Source organism: Streptomyces sp. NPDC003635 (assembly GCF_053587635.1).
In genome coordinates, this window is record NZ_JBSFOK010000030.1 from 63,373 (window position 1) to 79,716 (window position 16,344).

The window sequence follows — 16,344 nt, forward strand, 5'->3', positions numbered from 1 at the left end:
GGTGGGGCAGGTCAGACCGGTTGCGGCTCGGCGGGCCGGGCGTCCTCGTGCTCCGGGTCGCGCAGGGGCGGGATGAACAGGGACAGCAGCAGGGCCGCCACGGTGACCAGGGCTCCGAGCCAGAAGATCCAGGTGTAGCCGGTGTCGAGGTAGAAGGCGGTGCCGTCGACGATCGTGCTGTCCGCGGCGAGGATGGCGTAGGCGCCGGCGGTGACGAGCGCTCCGAACAGGCTGATGAGCATGTTGAGCATGCCGCTGCCCAGACCCTGCTCGTCGCGGGAGACCACGCCGACCACGAGTGCCGGGGCTCCGGCGACGACGATGCCCGCGCCGACGTTGGCGATGCAGGAGGTCACCATGAGCTGGAGTTCGTTGCCGTGGAAGGCGCCGACAAGGCCGTAGCCGACGGCCATCACCGTCAGGCCGACGCACCAGATTCTGCGCACGTCGAACCGGCGCAGGAAGCGGCTGATGAGTAGGCCGGTGCCGAACATCACGAGGTTCCAGCTGACGCTGACGACGGCGTTGTGGTGTGCCGTCCAGCCCAGGCCGGCCGAGACGCCGGGGATGTGGGGATACAGGGCGAGCAGGATGGCCAGACCGGGCATCGTGAAAGCGACGGTCTGGGCGAGGCCGCCCGCGGTGAGGGCGAGGGCGACCGGGCGACGACGCAGCACGGCGAGGTCGAGGATGGGATGGTCGCTGGCGCGCTCCACGAAGAAGAAGGCGGTCAGGGCGATCGCGCCGGCCAGGAGCCAGCCGAGGGTCCGCAGGTCCGTCCAGCCCCAGCTCTGCGCCTGGCCGACGGCGTACACCACGGAGGTCAGGCCGCCGCCGAGGACGAGACCGCCCAGCCAGTCGAAGCCGGAGCCGGCGGCGTACCGCGGTGTCTCCGGGACCAGGAACGCGATGAGGGCGAAGGCGAGTGCGGTGGCGGCGGCGAGGAACCACAGCACGCCGCGGTAGCCCCAGTGGTCGACGAGCCAGCCTGCGAGGAAGGGTGAGAAGAGGGCGACCAGTCCCACGCTGCTGCCCATGATGCCGCTGGCCGGCTTGACCAGCCGGGGCGGGAAGACGTCGCGTATCGCCGCGAACGACAGGGCGCCGAACGGTCCGTAGCACCCGGCCACGGCCCGGCCCGCGAGCACGAGCCAGAAGCTGCCGGCGAGGGCCGCGAGGGCTTCGCCGAGTGCGCCCAGGGCGGTCATGGCGAGCATGACGCGCTTCTTGCCGTAGAGGTCTCCCAGCTTGATCACGAAGGGGGTGAGCAGGGTGGACACCAGCGTGAGGGTCAGTCCGAACCAAACCACCTGGGTGGTGTGGAAGGCCTGGGCGACGCCGGCGGTGGCGTTGGCGCCGAGGATGCCGCCTGCGGCCAGCAACTGGGTCGGCCAGGCGAGTGCGATCAGCAGCAGCACGAGGCGGGGAGTCCACCGCCCGTCCACGGGGGCCTTGGCTGCGCGGTCGACTGAGGGGCTTGATGACAGCGGCGTCATGCCAGCCCTCCTTTCACGGAGGTGCCGAGGGAGGAGAGAGAAGCGCGGGGGGTGTACGCGGGAGGGGGTTTTTCGTCACACGCATCTCATGTGGAGGTGACCGCGCGGCAACCCGTCGTCGCGTGACGTCGATGATGACCCGAACACCTAGCGCTCGCTAGGTATCCGGGTAGTGACCCACGTCACACAGCACAACCACGGGCAGTCCGCGGACGACCACCGCCACGCCCGCCACCGGTACTGTTCTGGCATGGCGACACCCAGGGGGCCGCGCGGCCACTACACGGCGGGCCGGGCGCGGCGGACGCAGATCCTGGAGGCGGCCCTGCTCCGCTTCGGCCAGGACGGCTACCGGAAGACCTCGCTGGCCCGCATCGCGCGCGACGCCGGTGTCACCGACGCCGGGCTCCTGCACTACTTCCGCGACAAGCAGCAGCTGCTGCTCGCGGTGGTCGAGTTCTGGCACGAGCGCATGGACATCAGGTGGGAGCGCGTCTCGGACTCGGTACGGGACGCCTTCCGCTGCCACCTGGAGGACACCACCGAGACGCTGACCATGCCCGGCATGGTCGAACTCGCCGTCGTCCTCACCGCCGAGGCCACCGCGCCCGACCACCCGGCCCACGCGCACTTCTCCACCTGGCAGGAGAAGGGCGTGGCGGAGCTCGCCGACCGGCTGCGGACCGGCAGCCGCAGCGGCGAGCTACTGCCGGAGCTGGACCACGAGAGCATCGCCCGGGAGTGCGCCGCCCTGGATGCCGGGCTGATGCAGCAGTGGCTGGCCGGGGGGCGTTCCTTCGACCTGGTCGCCGTCATGCGCGGCCACCTCGACCGCCTCCTGCGGGCCATTTCCACGGACGGGCAGGGACTGTAGTCAGAATCTTCGCCGGGACTTCCGGTGAGCAGCGGAAACATTCTTGTCATGCTCGCGCCATACATCGCAAAGGCTGTGGCGCGGGTCACATGCTCTAATGCCTAGTAATCACTAAGCATTCGCCGCATGATCGTGCCTGCTCACCTCCGGCGCTGAGAAAGGCCGCCATGCATCACCACTGGACCGCGCACGTCGTCAGCCCCCGCCTCGACACCCCCGCCGAAGGACCCCGCCCGGCCGCGCTGCTGCGCGGGGAATTCACGGCTCGGGCTCCCGTGCGGTCGGCCCGGCTCCTGGTCACCGCGCTCGGCGTCTACGAACTGGAGCTCAACGGCACCCTCGTCGGCGACCACGTCCTGGCCCCCGGCTGGACGAGTTACCGCCACCGCCACCGCTACCAGTCCTTCGACGTCACCCCCCTGATCCGCGAGGGCGCCAACGCCTGGGGCGCCCACCTGGCCGACGGCTGGTACCGGGGGCTGCTCGGATTCAACGGCGGCACCCGGGACATCTACGGCGATCGCACCGGGCTGCTTGCCGAACTGCGCATCGTGTACGCCGACGGCACCGCCGAGACCGCGACCACGGGGGACGGCTGGCGCTGGAGCCCGGGCCCGATCCTCGCCACCGGCCTGTACGAGGGCGAGGAGTACGACGCCCGCCTCGAACAGCCAGGCTTCAGCGAGGCCGGCTTCGACGACTCGGCCTGGCAGCCGGTCGACATCCTCGCCTTCGACACCGCCGCCCTCTTCCCGGCGGACAGCCCGCCGGTACGCCGCGCCGAACGCGTCACACCTCTCGCCGTGACCACCTCCCCCACCGGCCGCACGATCCTCGACTTCGGCCAGAACCTCGTCGGACGGCTGCGCATCCGGGTCCGCGGCGCGGCCGGCCGTACCGTCACCCTGCGCCACGCCGAGGTTCTCCAGGACGGCGACCTCTGCACGCGTCCCCTGCGGCACGCCACCGCCACCGACCGCTACGTCCTGCGCGGCGATCCGGCGGGCGAACAGTGGGAGCCCCGCTTCACCTTCCACGGTTTTCGCTACGCCGACATCGAGGGCTGGCCCGGCGACCTCGATCCCGCCGATGTCACCGCCGAGGTCCTCCACAGCGACCTGCGGCGCACCGGCTGGTTCTCCTGCTCCGACACCTCCTTGAACCGCCTGCACGAGAACGTGGTGTGGGGCATGCGCGGCAACTTCGTCGACGTGCCCACCGACTGCCCGCAACGCGACGAACGGCTCGGCTGGACCGGCGATGTCCAGGTCTTCGCCCCCACCGCGGCCTTCCTCCACGACGTCCGCGACTTCCTGCGCTCCTGGCTGCGCGACCTCGCCGCCGACCAGCAGGCGGACGAGTGTGGCGTCCCGCCGGTGTTCAGCCCCGACATCCCGGTCATCACCCCGGTGCCACTGCCACCCGGCAACCCGCCGATGGCCGGCTGGTGCGACGCGGCCGTCATCGTTCCCTGGGTGCTGTACGAGCGCTACGGCGACACCGAGGTGCTGCGCGCCCAGTACCCCTCCATGCGGGCCTGGGTGGACGCCGTCGAGCGCCTCGCCGGACCGGCGCGGATCTGGGGCGAGGGCTTCCAGTTCGGTGACTGGCTGGACCCGGCCGCCCCGGCGGACGCCCCCGGGCGCGCGATGACCTCGTCCGCCCTGGTCGCCACCGCGTACTTCGCGCACACCGCCCGGCTGCTGGCCCGCACCGCCGAGGTCCTGGACGACGAGAGCGAGGCCGTGCGCCGCCACGCCCTGGCCGACGCCGTCCGCGACGCCTTCCGCGCCCGCTTCCACTGCGGCGGTGGACGCCTGACGGAGAACACGCAGACCGCCTACGCCCTGGCCCTGTGCTTCCGGCTCCTGGAGGACGACGCGGAGCGCGCGGCGGCCGGACGCCGGCTGGCGGACCTGGTGGCCGAGGGCGGGCATCGCATCGGCACGGGTTTCCTCGGCACTCCTGTGGTGTGCGACGCGCTGACCGAGACCGGACACGTGGGCACCGCCTACCGCCTGCTCACCCAGCGGTCCTGCCCGTCGTGGCTCTACCAGGTCGACATGGGCGCCACCACCGTGTGGGAACGCTGGGACAGCATGCTGGCCGACGGCAGCGTCAACCCCGGCGAGATGACTTCCTTCAACCACTACGCCCTCGGCGCGATCGCCGACTGGATCCACCGCACCGTCGCCGGGCTGGCACCCGCCGAGCCCGGCTACCGCCGCCTCCTCGTCCGCCCCCGCCCCGGCGGCGGCCTCAGCTGGGCCAAGGCCCAGCACGACACCCCCCACGGCCGGGCCGAGACAGCCTGGCGCATCGTCGGGAACACGCTCCACGTCGACCTCCTCGTGCCGCCCCACGTCACCGCCCTGGTCGACCTGCCGGGTGCGGAGCACGTGGAAGTCGGCCCCGGCCGTCACGCCTTCCACACCCCGTTGCCCGCAGCCACCGGACAACACCCGCCCGGCTCGGCGGCACACCCCCTGCACCGCACACCTGTTCAGCGCAAGGAACACGTATGACACACATCGACCTGCCCGACACCTTCCTGTGGGGCGTCGCCACCGCGGGACACCAGAACGAGGGCGACAACCGCGCCAGTGACACCTGGTTCCTGGAGCACACCGTCCCCTCCCTGTTCCGCGAGCCGAGCGGAGAGGCCTGCCGCGGCTACGAGAACTGGGCCGGCGACCTCGACCTGGCCGCCGGGCTCGGTCTCAACGCCTTCCGGTTCTCGGTCGAATGGGCCCGCGTCGAACCCGAGCGCGGCCTCGTCGACCAGGACGCCCTCGACCACTACGAACGCCGGGTCGACGGCTGCCTCGAACGCGGTCTCGCGCCCATCGTGACGTTCAACCACTTCACCGCACCGCACTGGTTCGCCGCCGACGGCTCCTGGACCGCGGCCGATGCCCCGGCCCGCTTCGCCGACCAGTGCGACCGCGTCATGGCGCGCTTCGGCGACCGCATCGCGTACGGCGTCACCCTCAACGAACCCAACCTCGAGCAGCTGCTCCAGGCCGGTGCGAAGCTTCCGGCCGCGGCCGAGGCGCTCAAGAACGAGATGCTGGCCGCCGCCGCACGCGCCGCCGGCAGCGACACCTACGCCAGCGCGAACGTCATCCCGGCCGACCTCCAAGGCGACTTCCAGGCGGCGTTCACCCGTGCCCACCGCGCGGCCCGTGAGGCGATCAAGGCGCGCCGCGCCGATCTTCCCGTCGGCGTCTCGATCGCCATCTCCGACGAAGTGGCCCTGCCCGGCGGCGAGGACCGTCGGGACGCCAGGCGTGCCGCCGTGTACGACCACTGGCTGCGCGAGGCACGCCAGGACGACTTCATCGGCGTGCAGAACTACGAGCGGATCGTCCACGGTCCCGACGGCGAGGTAGCCGTCGACGGACCGCGCAACGGCATGGGCACCGTCATCGCGCCCGGCTCGCTCGCCGGCGCGGTGCGCTACGCCCACGAGGTCTCCCGGGTGCCGGTCCTCGTCACCGAGCACGGCATCCAGACACCGGACGACACCCAGCGGGCCGACTTCATCCCCGCCGCCGTCCGGGAACTCTCGCGCGAGGTGAGCGCGGGCACGCCCGTCCTGGGCTACTGCCACTGGACACTCATGGACAACTTCGAGTGGATCTTCGGGTACGGCGCCCAGCTCGGCCTGCACACGGTCGACCGCGTGACCTTCCAGCGCCGACCGAAGCCGAGCGCGAAGGCGTACGCGGCACTGGTCCGCAGCCACCGAGAGGCGATGGCAGGGCGCGGGAACTGAGCCGCCCGGGCAAGACCGCCGCCTCCCGACTCGGTGGCGGGTGCGTCCGAACCGGGCCGGCGCCGCCCGAGAGGAGCAGCGGTGCGTGTCAGGCAGGAGGCGTCGCTGTGGTCTGGGCGATGAGGAGGGCGACGTCGTCGTGGTCGTCCGGATGCCGCAGGGCGCGCAGCAGCCACTGGCAGGTGGTCTCCAGGGGGTGGCGTTCTTGGCCGAGGGTGCGCAGCAGGGTGTCCAGGCGCTCGTCGATGGGGTGATGGCGGGTTTCGACGAGCCCGTCGGTGTAGAGGAGGAGCCGGTCGCCCGGGTAGAGGGTGAAGGAGGTGGTGCGGAAGGTGACGCCGCCGACGCCGAGGGGGGCGCCGGTAGGCAGGTCGAGCAGTTCGGCGGGCCGTCCGGTGGGGTCGAGGACGGGCGGGAGGTGTCCGGCGTTGGCTATGTGGCACTGGCGCCGGTGGGGGTCGTAGACCGCGTAGAGGCAGGTGGCGATGTAGTGCTCGAGCCCCTGTGTGATCTTGTCGAGGTGGAGGAGGACCTCCTCAGGGGGGAGGTTGAGGTCGGCGTAGGCGCAGGTGGCGGTGCGCAGGCGCCCCATGGTGGCGGCGGCGTCGATGCCGTTGCCCATGACGTCACCGACGACGAGGGCGGTCTTGTCGTCCCCGAGGGGGATGACGTCGTACCAGTCGCCGCCGATCTCCTGCGAGGCCTGGGCGGGCTGGTAGTACGACGCGACCTCAAGCCCGATGAGGTCGGGCGGGCGGCCTGGCAGGAGACTGCGTTGCAGGGTCTCGGCGGTGTTGCGCACGCTCTGGTGCCAGCGGGCGTTGTCGATGGCCACGGCAGCGCGGGCGGCCAGTTCGACGGCGAGGACGACGTCGTGGTCGTCGAAGGGAAGCGGGTTGCCCGCGCGCATCAGGTCGAATGCGCCGAGAACCTCGTTGCGGGCGATCAGCGGCACCGCGAGATAGGAGTGCACGCCGGCTCGGGCGAAGGCCGCGGCGGACTCGGGGTTGCGGGCGACGCGCTGTAGATCGTCCTGTCCGGCGTGGGCCACGACGACGGGCCGCCCCGTGTGAACGCACTGGGTGATCAGCCGGTCCCCCGCGTACATGGCGAGGTCGCCGACCTTGTCAGCGGCGGAGAGTGCCTCCCCGGTGGAGTCGGCGGAGGCGACGGCCATGGCACGGAACAGTTCCGGGCCCTCATGGGAGTCACCGGCGCGGCGGAAGGCGAGCACCGCGTCGAGGACGTCGACGGTGGCCATGTCCGCAAGGACGGGCACGGACACCTCGACCAGTTCCTTGGCCGTCTGCTCGACCTCCAGGGTGGTGCCGATCCGGGCGGACGCGTCCGCTATCAGCGCGACACGGCGACGGGCACGATCGGCTTCGAGCGCTGCCTCGTGGCGTTCGGTGACATCGATGACCGTGATGGCCGCGCCGATCACCCGTCCGCTGGGGCTTTCGAGCCGGTAGCACGACACCGACCAGGCGTGGTCGTGGTCCGGGTCGGCCGGGGTGCGGCCGACGGTGTACTGATCGATCAGCGGGGTGCCGGTGAGAAGCACCTGCCGAAGGGCGGACTCGATGGTGTCCATGTCGATGTGCGGCAGGATGTCGCGGGGGTGGCGGCCGAGGTGATCGGCGGCGGGCAGACCGTTGATGTGTTCCAGGGCGGCGTTGATCAGGAGGTAGCGCAGGCTGGTGTCCAGCAGAGCGATGCCGATGGGCGCCTGGGACACCAGCCGCTCGGACAGGGCCACGTCCGTCTCGACTCGCTGCAGCCTGGACTGGTCGGCGGCGATACCGAGGGCGTAGACGTCGCCGAGGTCGTCCAGGAGCCGCATGTTGCGGAACTCCACCAGGCGCGTGCTGCCGTCCTTGTGCCGGATCGGGAAGGCCCCGGCCCAGCTTGCCCCGCTTTCCATCACCTCGGCGAACAGCCTGATCACCAGATCGCGGTGCTCTTCGTGCACCATCAGCCGCCCGGCGTACTGGCCCAGCGCCTCCTGCGCGCTGTAGCCGAACACCTCGTCGGCCTGCGGGCTCCAGAAGACGATCCGCCCGCGGGTGTCCACCACCACCGCGGCCACTCCGAGCAGGTCGAGCAGCCCGCCGGGCGGCAGCACCCTTGCCGGGCGATCCGCGTCCGGGATCGGTTTGTCCGCACCCATGCCGAAGCTCCCTTCCCAGCACGCCCGTGGGACGCCTGTTGGGGGCCGTCTCTTCCATGCTGCGCGCAAACCGACCACGGCACGAATCCCGGGGCCGGCGCCTCCCCCGGCTCTCCGCACTCAGCCCCGGCGGCGGCCCGGTCGGTGGAAGGGGTCCGGCGGCCTCCATGGCCCGCCCGGAACGGACACGCGCCCGAAATCGATGCAGTGCGGCAGCTCCCGTGCCAGGCGTGCCGCAGCCACCCGACCGCCCCGTTCGAGCAGCTCAGCGCGGCGCAGATCACGGCGGCAGTGCCTGTTCGATCATCGGACGAATTTTCCCGTCCTACTGGTGCCAGGCCCCCGTCAGCTGCTCAGAGGCCGCCGCTGTCGGTCAGGATCGAGCGGGCGATGCGGTCGGCGTGGGTGCGGACGGCTTCGACCAGGTCCAGGGTGCCGCCGGAGATGACCCATTGGAGCTGCAGGCCGTCGCTGACGGCGATGCACTCGCGGGCGACGGCCTGGCGGTCGGTGTCTTCCCGCAGTGTGCCGTTGTCCACGGCGCGGTCCAGCAGCTGGGAGAGTTCGTCGACGGCGCGCTGGTAGCGCTCGGCGAAGAGGGCGTGTGCAGCGCTGGAGGGGTCGGCGGCCTCGGCCGAGGTGAGAACGAACAGCTCGATGAGGCCGGGCTCGGCTAGGTGGCGTTCGGTGGCAGCGACCATGGCCCGGAGGATGTCCCGGCCGCCCGCGTCGGCGGGCAGAGCCTCCCACCACTCCGCCTCGGCGGTGAACCGGTGCTCCATGACGGCCAGCAGCAGATGCTTCTTGCTGCGGAAGTGATGCAGCAGCCCGCCCTCGGTGATGCCCACGTCCTCCGCGACGCGGGTGAGCGCGGTGCGGTGGTAGCCCTCCTGCGCGAACCGTTGGGCGGCCGCCTCCACGATCTTCTGCCGTCGGGCGATGCCGACCGAGTAGCTGCCACGGCGGCCTCGGGTGCTGCTGGTCATACGGCTCACCGTAACCACCGGACCCGGACGGGGAGGTGGCGGGGACCGGCACACCCAGGGCTTTGTGGCGTGGATCACTTTCCAAAAACCTAGCGCACTAGGTTTTTGGCTCGCATCATCGGTCGAAACCTCGGCGTAACGACGCGCCGACCTCTCCCCGGAGCGACCATGAACCCTCCGCTCAACCCGGCGCGGCTGCCCGCCCCCGGCTCCGCCCCCGCGGCCGGCCCCCCGCGTGCCGCCGCCGGCACGACCCGTTGGAGCGCCGCGGAACTGGGCCGGCTGGCAGCCCTCGTCTGGCCCGGTCAGCTGCTCGTCGTGGCCGGCATCATCGCCGCGAACGCCCAGCCGCAGATCGCGCAGCACTTCCACACCACGCAGATCGCCTGGTTCAGCGTGTCGTTCACCCTGGCCACGATCGTGGCCACGCCGTTCGCGGTGCGGCTCGGTGAGATGTACGGCAAGCGGCGGGTGATGCTCGTCCTGGCCGCGGCGGGACTGGTGGGCGACCTGATCACCGTGGTGGCGCCCACGTATCCGGTGATGGTCCTCGGACGGGTCGTCGGCGGCCTATACGGCCCGGTCGCGGTGCTGGTCCTGGCGGCGGTCCGTGACCTGTTCCCGCCGCGCAAGGTCGCCATGGCCCTTGGCACCGTCGCCGGATCGGTCGGCGTCCTCAGCCTGCTGGCGCCCCTGCTGTCGGGCTGGCTGCTGGACGTCTTCGGCTGGCGCGGCGCTCTGTGGTTCCTGGTCGTCTCCACTGTCCTCGCCCTCGGGGCGCTACTGGCCGTCCCCGAGACCCCGCGGCGTGCCGCCTCCGGGCGCCTGGACTGGGCAGGTGCCCTGTTGCTCGGCGGTGGACTGGCCCTGGTGGTCTTCGGCATCGGCCAGGGCGGCGACTGGGGATGGGGTTCACCGGAGGTCCTCGCCGCCTGCCTCGCCGGTACGGCCGCTCTGGCCGCGTTCGTCGCCGTCGAACTGCGGGTCGCCGAACCGGTTCTGGACCTGCGCATGCTGCGGCGCCGCTCTCTTGCCACGGTGCTGCTCGGCTCTTCCGTGCCGCAGGCGGCCTTCTTCGCCTCGCAGGCGATCCTGATCTTCCTCGCGCTGTTCCCGCCCATCCCGCATGTCTCCGACGGACTGGGCTGGTCCACCACGCACACCGCCGTCGTCGGCATCCCTGCCGGACTGGTCACCTTCGCCGCCGGGATCGGCGTGGGCCGCGCCGTACGAACCGTGAGTCCACGCGCTGTCTGGTACGTCGGCCTCACCGTCCTCGCCGCGGGGCTCGTCCTCGCCGCCTACTACCACCGGGACGCCGCGCAGATCATCATCACCGGCGTCGTCATGGGACTCGGCGGCGGCATCCTCATGGCCGGACAGCAAGCCATGATCGTGTCGGTGGTCTCCGCCGAGGAGCAGGCGGCCGCCAACGGCATGTCCGCGCTGCTCACCCAGGTCTTCCTCGCCCTCACCAACCAGATGCTCTACACGGTCCTGGCGGCGGACTCCACCGTGCTCGACGGCACCGCCTTCTATCACGACCGGGCCTTCACCCACGCCTATCTGGTCATGGCCGCGATCGTCGCCGTGGGGCTGCTGATCTCCTTCGCCATTCCGCGGCTGCCCCGCCCCGCCGACGCCACGGCAGGCAACGTTCGCCCCACCAACTCCCCCGCACTCACAACTGACTGAGCGCCCCGACGCCCACCGACGGTCCCAGCCCCGAGAGGAAACCCGTTGCCCAGCGCCCGCCCCCACCACCTCCGTGTCGAACACCTCGACCGGCCCCTGGGCATCGACGTCGCCCGACCCCGCCTGTCCTGGAAACCGCCGCACGCGTCCCGCACCCAGCTCGCGTACCGGATCCAGGCCGGTGACTGGGACACCGGCCGGCTGGACTCCACGGCCAACACCTACATCCGCTACGCCGGTCCCCCACCGGCGTCGGCCACCCGCGTCGCATGGCGGGTCAAGGTGTGGACCGACCTCGGCGAGAGCGACTGGTCGGAGCCCTCCTGGTGGGAGACCGGCCTGCTGGAGCCGCGCGATTGGCAGGCCCGCTGGATCGAACCGGCCGAGGCGGACCGCGCCCCGGCCGGTCAGCGCCCCGCCCACTTGCTGCGCCACGGCTTCACCTTGGACAAGGCCGTCCGCACGGCACGCCTGTACGTCACCGCCCACGGCGTCTACGAAGCATTCCTCAACGGCCACCGCGTCGGGGACGCCGAACTCACTCCCGGCTTCACCGCCTACCGCTCCCGCCTGCAGGTGCAGACCTACGACGTCACCGACCTGCTGGTCCGAGGCGACAACGCCATAGCTGCCGTACTCTCCGACGGCTGGTTCCGCGGGCGCCACGGTTTCGCGCGCGAGGCGGACGGCTTCGGCGTGCGGACCGCCCTCCTCGCCCAGCTCGCCGTCACCCACGAGGACGGCACCCTCAGCGTGCTGGCCACCGGTCCCGGCTGGCGCAGCACTCCCGGTGCCATCCGGGCGGCGGACCTGATGGACGGCCAGCACACCGAGCTGGGTGCCCATGACCCACGCTGGTCGACGGCACGCTTCGACGACGCGCTCTGGGAGAGGGCTCGTGTCGCCTCCGGCGGCCTCTACGACGACTTCACCCGGCTGACCGGCCCGCTGGCCCCGCCCGTGCGCCGCGTCGCGGAGATCCGCCCGGTCTCGGTGACCTTGCTGGAGTCCGGGCGCCATCTGGTGGACCTCGGACAGAACATCAACGGTTGGCTCCGACTGAGCAATACAGGCCCGGCCGGCACCCGGCTCACCCTGGTCCACGGCGAGGCCCTCGACGTTCGCGGCGACGTCACCACCGACAACATCCGGGCCTTCGACTGGGCCACGCACGAGCCCCTGCCTGCGGGCCAGATCGACACGGTCACCTCCGCGGGCCGCCCCGCCGAGGCGTTCGAGCCGCGCCACACCACCCACGGTTTCCGCTACGTGCGGGTTGAGGGCCATCCCGGTCCGCTGACCACCGACGACGTCACCGGCATCGTCGTCCATACGGATCTCCCCCGCACCGGATGGTTCACCAGCAGCGACGACCGGCTCAACCGCCTTCACGAGGCGGCCCTGTGGAGCCTGCGCGGCAACGTGTGCGACGTACCCACCGACTGCCCCCAGCGGGAGCGAGCGGCGTGGACCGGCGACTGGCAGGTCTTCGCCCCGACCGCCGCCTTCCTCTACGACGTCTCCGGCTTCACCGCCAAGTGGCTGCGCGACCTGGCCGCCGACCAGTGGGCCGACGGCCGGGTGCCCAACTTCGTGCCTGATCCCGCCGACGAGGCCACCCGCCGGGCGTCGGCGGAGGGCGGCATGATCGGCTCAGCGGGCTGGGGTGACGCCGCCGTGATCGTCCCCTGGGAAATGTGGCGCGCCTACGGTGACCTGGACCTGCTGCGCGATCAGTTCCCGTCCATGTGCGCCTGGGTCGACTTCGCCGCACGCCAGGCCCGCACCCGCCGCCACCCGGACCGCGCCGCCGCCCGCCCCACCGCCGCACCGCACGAGGAGTTCTTGTGGGACACCGGCTTCCACTTCGGCGAGTGGCTCGAACCCGGCGTCGCCCCCGACCTCGCCCCCGGCCGGGACCGCGGTGACGTCGCCACCGCCTACCTGCACCGTTCGGCCGACCTGCTCGCCCGGACCGCGGCTCTCCTCGAGCGGCGCGAGGACGCGTTGCGCTACCGCCGCATCGCCGACGGCGCCCGTACGGCATGGCAGACCGAGTACCTCCTCGCCGGGCAGCACGCCGACGCGGCCGTCAGCGTCCCCGACACCCAGGCCACGCTCGTCCGCGCCCTCGCCTTCGGACTCGTCCCGGACGACATGCGCGCCCGCGCCGCGGACCGGCTCGCCTCCCTCGTACGCGCGGCCGGGACGCACCTGAGCACCGGCTTCCTGAGCACCGGCCTTCTGCTCCCCGTGCTGGCCGACCACGGTCACCACGACCTCGCCGACGCCCTGCTCCGGCAGTCCACCCCGCCCTCCTGGCTCGGCATGATCGACCGGGGCGCGACGACCATCTGGGAGGACTGGCAGGGTGTTGACGACCGGGGTCGTCCCAAGATGTCGTACAACCACTACAGCAAGGGCGCGGTCGTCTCCTTCCTCCACCAGTACATCGCCGGGATCCGCCTCCCCGCGGCACCGGGCCCGGCGGAGGCCGGATACCGGCGCTTCGTCATCGCTCCGCATCCCGGCGGCCTGACCTCCGCGTCGGCGCGCCATGACTCACCCCATGGGCTGATCAGCAGCGAGTGGCACATTCACGGCACCGTCTTCTCCCTGACGGTCGAGATCCCACCGGGCACGGAGGCCGACATTCACCTGCCCGGAGCGGACTCCACACGTGTGGGTGCGGGGACTCACACCTACAGCGTTCCCTGGCCGGCGCAGAACCGGTGAGCGGCCGCGGGAGGCGGTGCGGTTCGGCGCAGGCCCCGCCCGTCAGGGAGCCTCCACCAACGGGGGCTCCCCCCACGGCTCGGTCAGGGCCTCCCGCAGCGCTGTGACGGCGGCCCTGCCGAGGCGTTCGGCCAGGACTTGCTCGATCACGGCGAGCGCCGCCTGGGCGCGTCGGTGGACGCGTGCGCCTTCAGCGGTGGGGCGGATCAGGCGACTGCGGGCGGAAGCGGGATCGGGGAACTGTTCCAGCAGCCCCATGCCGATGAGGCCGTGGACGGCCTGGTGGACGGTCTGCCGGGTGACGCCGATCCGGCGGGCGAGTTCGGAGATCGTGGTGCCCTGCTCGTCCAGGGTGGCGAAGACGGCTGCCTGCGCGACCGTCACCGGCTGCTCTCCCGCAGCCTCCATGCTGGCGAACAACGCGTCGTCGAACCACCGCTTGGCCTCGGTGAGCAGCTGGGGCAGGTTCGGCGCGGGCGTGGTCATGGCTCCTCGGTGGGACGGGATGCCGAGCATAGCGACAGCCAGCCCACGACCCCGATCCCGGCGGCCCTGCTCCATCTCGGAAAGCCCCACCAACCCTGAACGTCAGGTAGCCTGACATTCACGTTTATCGTCGTGCCGGAGGTTTCCCATGACCATGGAGTTCGCCACCCGCTACCGGTCCCGCTCACGCATCCCCGCCGAGCCGGGCAAGCCGTACTTCATCGAGAAGGGCATGGGCGACCGCGCCCACCTGTTCACCGACCTGGTCACCGTCTACGCCGGCGGCGAGCAGACCGAGAACGCCTTCAACTTCTTCACCGTCGAAGGCCCCCAGGGCGACCTCATCCCCGCCCACTCCCACGCCGACACCCACGAGGTCTTCTACGTCACCGACGGCGCCGTCCGCCTCTTCGTCGAGGACCTCCAGGGCGAGCAGTACGAAAAGCTGCTCACCGCGGGCGACTTCGGATTCGTACCCAAGAACTGCCCGCACGCCTACCGCATCGAGCGCCACCACAGCCGGATCGTCGGTGTCGCCGCGGGCCCGGGCGGGACCTTCGAGCGGTTCTTCGAGAACCTCGGCACCCCCACCGAGGAACTCGGCCTGCCGGCCCGGCCGTACGTGCCCGAGCCGCACAAGTTCGGCACCGTCCCGCAGCAGTACGACGTACGCTTCCTGCCCGATCACCAGTGGCGCACCGAAGGCTGACCAGGGTGGCGTACGTGCAAGCGCTGGTGGCCGGAACCCTGGCCGGCGTCCTGTACGCGGCGCTGCGGGTCAAAGCCCCGGCTCCCCCGCCCGTCGCGCTGGCCGGCCTGCTCGGCCTGCTGCTCGGGCAGAACCTTCTGGAGATGCTGTGACGGCCGCACACCGGGCGCGGTCGGCCGCGTACGGCCGCCGCCTCGTGATCTCCCTCGCCGCAGGGCTGGCGATGGGCACCCTCTACCGGGCCTTCGGCATCACCGCCCCCGCTCCGGCCCTGCTCGGGCTGACCGGCTTGCTGGGCATCGGCCTCGGGGAACGAGCGGCCACCGCACTCGGCGCACGGATGGCCCGCCGACGCGCCCGGCCGACCGCTCCCCAACCCCCGCACGCGGCCGCCCCGGAGCACGCACCCCGCTGCACCTGCCTGCCGCCAGCACCCCATTGACCCGCACCCCGGCACCGACCGCACCTCACCTTGCGGTGGGCCCTCACCTCCGCCCGTCTCGTTCGGAAAGAACCTCCATGCCGCTGCCGCCCGAGCTCGCCGCCCTGCTCGCCTCCCCCGCCCCCGCCCAACTGCCGCTGCCGCCCGCCGCGCACCCCGCCCCGGGAGTACGCCTGCTGCGCGGCGCCGTCTACTCCGCCCCGGCCGGCGGCATCCGCCCGCTGGAACTCGACCTGTGGCTGCCCGACGAGCGGCACGGCCCGTTGCCGGTCATCGTCTACCTTCACGGCGGCGGCTGGCGCACGGGCACCCGTACCGAGATGGGACCGCGCTTCCGGCACTGGAGTCCCAGCCCGTTCGCCCGCCTGGCCCGGGCCGGGTTCGCCGTCGCCAGCCTCGACTACCGGCTCACCGGCGAAGCCGTCCACCCCGCTCAGCTGGAGGACGTCACGGCCGCCCTGGCCTGGCTGAACGCCCGCGCCGACGAACTCGGCCTGGACCCCGCCAGGACTGTGACCTGGGGCGAGTCCGCCGGAGCCCACCTGGCCGCCCTGCTGGCCCTGACCACTCCGGTGAGCGGCTGCGTCGCCTGGTACGGGCCCACCGACCTGACCACACTGCCCGACCAGTCCCGCCCCGGCGCCTACGATCCCGCCGACCCCACCACCCGCGAGGCCCTGCTGATCGGCGCGGCCATCGCCACGGCCCCCGAGCGAGCCCGTGCGGCCAGCCCGGTCAGCCATGTCACCGCCGACGCGCCGCCGTTCCTCATCCTCCACGGCACCGACGACGTCCTCATCCCCCTCGCCCAGGGCGAGCAGCTCGCCGCGGCCCTGCGCGAGGCGGGCGCGCACGTCGACTTCCGTCCCGTCCCCGGCGCCGACCACGTCTGGGCGGGCCTGCCGGACGAAGATGTCGAGCACTGCTTCACCACCTCCGTGGACTTCGCCCGCGCGTGCCTGAGTTGATCGC

Annotated in this window: 13 protein-coding genes; 9 read left to right on the forward strand and 4 right to left on the reverse strand. The window is 71.9% G+C overall.

What is annotated here, in order from left to right:
• Positions 1–11 precede the first annotated feature (11 nt).
• Positions 12–1,496, reverse strand: a complete 1,485-nt coding sequence (locus tag ACWDRW_RS25785; protein WP_451726415.1) for an MFS transporter — start codon at positions 1,494–1,496, stop codon at positions 12–14.
• Positions 1,497–1,746: 250 nt separating this feature from the next.
• On the opposite strand from ACWDRW_RS25785, the gene ACWDRW_RS25790 reads away from it, so the two are divergent.
• From ACWDRW_RS25790 to ACWDRW_RS25800, 3 genes are all read left to right on the forward strand, one after another.
• The gene (locus ACWDRW_RS25790; RefSeq protein WP_451726416.1) at positions 1,747–2,370 is read left to right on the forward strand and encodes a TetR/AcrR family transcriptional regulator; all 624 of its coding nucleotides are present in this window, start codon (positions 1,747–1,749) and stop codon (positions 2,368–2,370) included.
• 167 nt (positions 2,371–2,537) lie between these two features.
• Positions 2,538–4,895 carry a family 78 glycoside hydrolase catalytic domain gene (locus tag ACWDRW_RS25795; RefSeq protein WP_451726417.1) on the forward strand — a complete coding sequence of 786 codons (2,358 nt, stop codon included), beginning with the start codon at positions 2,538–2,540 and terminating at the stop codon, positions 4,893–4,895.
• Positions 4,892–6,148: a family 1 glycosylhydrolase gene (locus ACWDRW_RS25800; protein ID WP_451726418.1), complete on the forward strand. Its 1,257-nt coding sequence runs from the start codon at positions 4,892–4,894 to the stop codon at positions 6,146–6,148. Before ACWDRW_RS25795 ends, ACWDRW_RS25800 begins: the two co-directional genes overlap by 4 nt.
• 88 nt (positions 6,149–6,236) lie before the next feature.
• Here the strand turns inward: ACWDRW_RS25800 and ACWDRW_RS25805 are convergent, their stop codons facing one another.
• Both ACWDRW_RS25805 and ACWDRW_RS25810 read right to left on the reverse strand, forming a co-directional pair.
• Positions 6,237–8,318, reverse strand: coding sequence for a SpoIIE family protein phosphatase (locus ACWDRW_RS25805; protein ID WP_451726419.1), 2,082 nt, complete (start codon positions 8,316–8,318; stop codon positions 6,237–6,239).
• 353 nt (positions 8,319–8,671) lie between these two features.
• The gene (locus tag ACWDRW_RS25810) at positions 8,672–9,304 is read right to left on the reverse strand and encodes a TetR/AcrR family transcriptional regulator (protein ID WP_451726420.1); all 633 of its coding nucleotides are present in this window, start codon (positions 9,302–9,304) and stop codon (positions 8,672–8,674) included.
• 168 nt (positions 9,305–9,472) lie between these two features.
• Between ACWDRW_RS25810 and ACWDRW_RS25815 the strand changes: the two genes are divergently transcribed.
• On the forward strand, positions 9,473–10,999 hold the full coding sequence (locus tag ACWDRW_RS25815) for an MFS transporter (protein WP_451726421.1): 1,527 nt from the start codon (positions 9,473–9,475) through the stop codon (positions 10,997–10,999).
• Between the two features lie 45 nt (positions 11,000–11,044).
• Complete coding sequence (locus tag ACWDRW_RS25820) at positions 11,045–13,735, forward strand: family 78 glycoside hydrolase catalytic domain (protein WP_451726422.1); 2,691 nt, start codon at positions 11,045–11,047, stop codon at positions 13,733–13,735.
• A gap of 42 nt (positions 13,736–13,777) precedes the next feature.
• On the opposite strand, the gene ACWDRW_RS25825 is transcribed toward ACWDRW_RS25820, so the two are convergent.
• A complete protein-coding gene (locus ACWDRW_RS25825) occupies positions 13,778–14,221 on the reverse strand; it encodes a MarR family winged helix-turn-helix transcriptional regulator (RefSeq protein ID WP_451726423.1) in 444 nt (147 codons plus the stop codon).
• A gap of 148 nt (positions 14,222–14,369) precedes the next feature.
• On the opposite strand from ACWDRW_RS25825, the gene ACWDRW_RS25830 reads away from it, so the two are divergent.
• The 4 genes from ACWDRW_RS25830 (at position 14,370) to ACWDRW_RS25845 (ending at position 16,340) form a co-directional block, all read left to right on the forward strand.
• A complete protein-coding gene (locus tag ACWDRW_RS25830; protein ID WP_451726424.1) occupies positions 14,370–14,930 on the forward strand; it encodes a quercetin 2,3-dioxygenase in 561 nt (186 codons plus the stop codon).
• Positions 14,931–14,935: 5 nt separating this feature from the next.
• On the forward strand, positions 14,936–15,082 hold the full coding sequence (locus ACWDRW_RS25835) for a DUF1427 family protein (protein WP_451726425.1): 147 nt from the start codon (positions 14,936–14,938) through the stop codon (positions 15,080–15,082).
• Positions 15,079–15,372 (forward strand): DUF1427 family protein, encoded by a 294-nt coding sequence (locus ACWDRW_RS25840; RefSeq protein WP_451726426.1) that lies wholly within the window; start codon positions 15,079–15,081, stop codon positions 15,370–15,372. Before ACWDRW_RS25835 ends, ACWDRW_RS25840 begins: the two co-directional genes overlap by 4 nt.
• A gap of 77 nt (positions 15,373–15,449) precedes the next feature.
• Entirely contained in the window at positions 15,450–16,340 is an 891-nt protein-coding gene (locus ACWDRW_RS25845) for an alpha/beta hydrolase fold domain-containing protein (RefSeq protein WP_451726427.1), read from the forward strand.
• Positions 16,341–16,344 lie beyond the last annotated feature (4 nt).

Bases quoted from the DNA above. Each gene is read 5' to 3' on its own strand.
- ACWDRW_RS25785 (WP_451726415.1), bottom strand. From the start codon at position 1,496: ATGACGCCGCTGTCATCAAGCCCCTCAGTCGACCGCGCAGCCAAGGCC.
- ACWDRW_RS25790 (WP_451726416.1), top strand. From the start codon at position 1,747: ATGGCGACACCCAGGGGGCCGCGCGGCCACTACACGGCGGGCCGGGCG.
- ACWDRW_RS25795 (WP_451726417.1), top strand. From the start codon at position 2,538: ATGCATCACCACTGGACCGCGCACGTCGTCAGCCCCCGCCTCGACACC.
- ACWDRW_RS25800 (WP_451726418.1), top strand. From the start codon at position 4,892: ATGACACACATCGACCTGCCCGACACCTTCCTGTGGGGCGTCGCCACC.
- ACWDRW_RS25805 (WP_451726419.1), bottom strand. From the start codon at position 8,318: ATGGGTGCGGACAAACCGATCCCGGACGCGGATCGCCCGGCAAGGGTG.
- ACWDRW_RS25810 (WP_451726420.1), bottom strand. From the start codon at position 9,304: ATGACCAGCAGCACCCGAGGCCGCCGTGGCAGCTACTCGGTCGGCATC.
- ACWDRW_RS25815 (WP_451726421.1), top strand. From the start codon at position 9,473: ATGAACCCTCCGCTCAACCCGGCGCGGCTGCCCGCCCCCGGCTCCGCC.
- ACWDRW_RS25825 (WP_451726423.1), bottom strand. From the start codon at position 14,221: ATGACCACGCCCGCGCCGAACCTGCCCCAGCTGCTCACCGAGGCCAAG.
- ACWDRW_RS25830 (WP_451726424.1), top strand. From the start codon at position 14,370: ATGACCATGGAGTTCGCCACCCGCTACCGGTCCCGCTCACGCATCCCC.
- ACWDRW_RS25845 (WP_451726427.1), top strand. From the start codon at position 15,450: ATGCCGCTGCCGCCCGAGCTCGCCGCCCTGCTCGCCTCCCCCGCCCCC.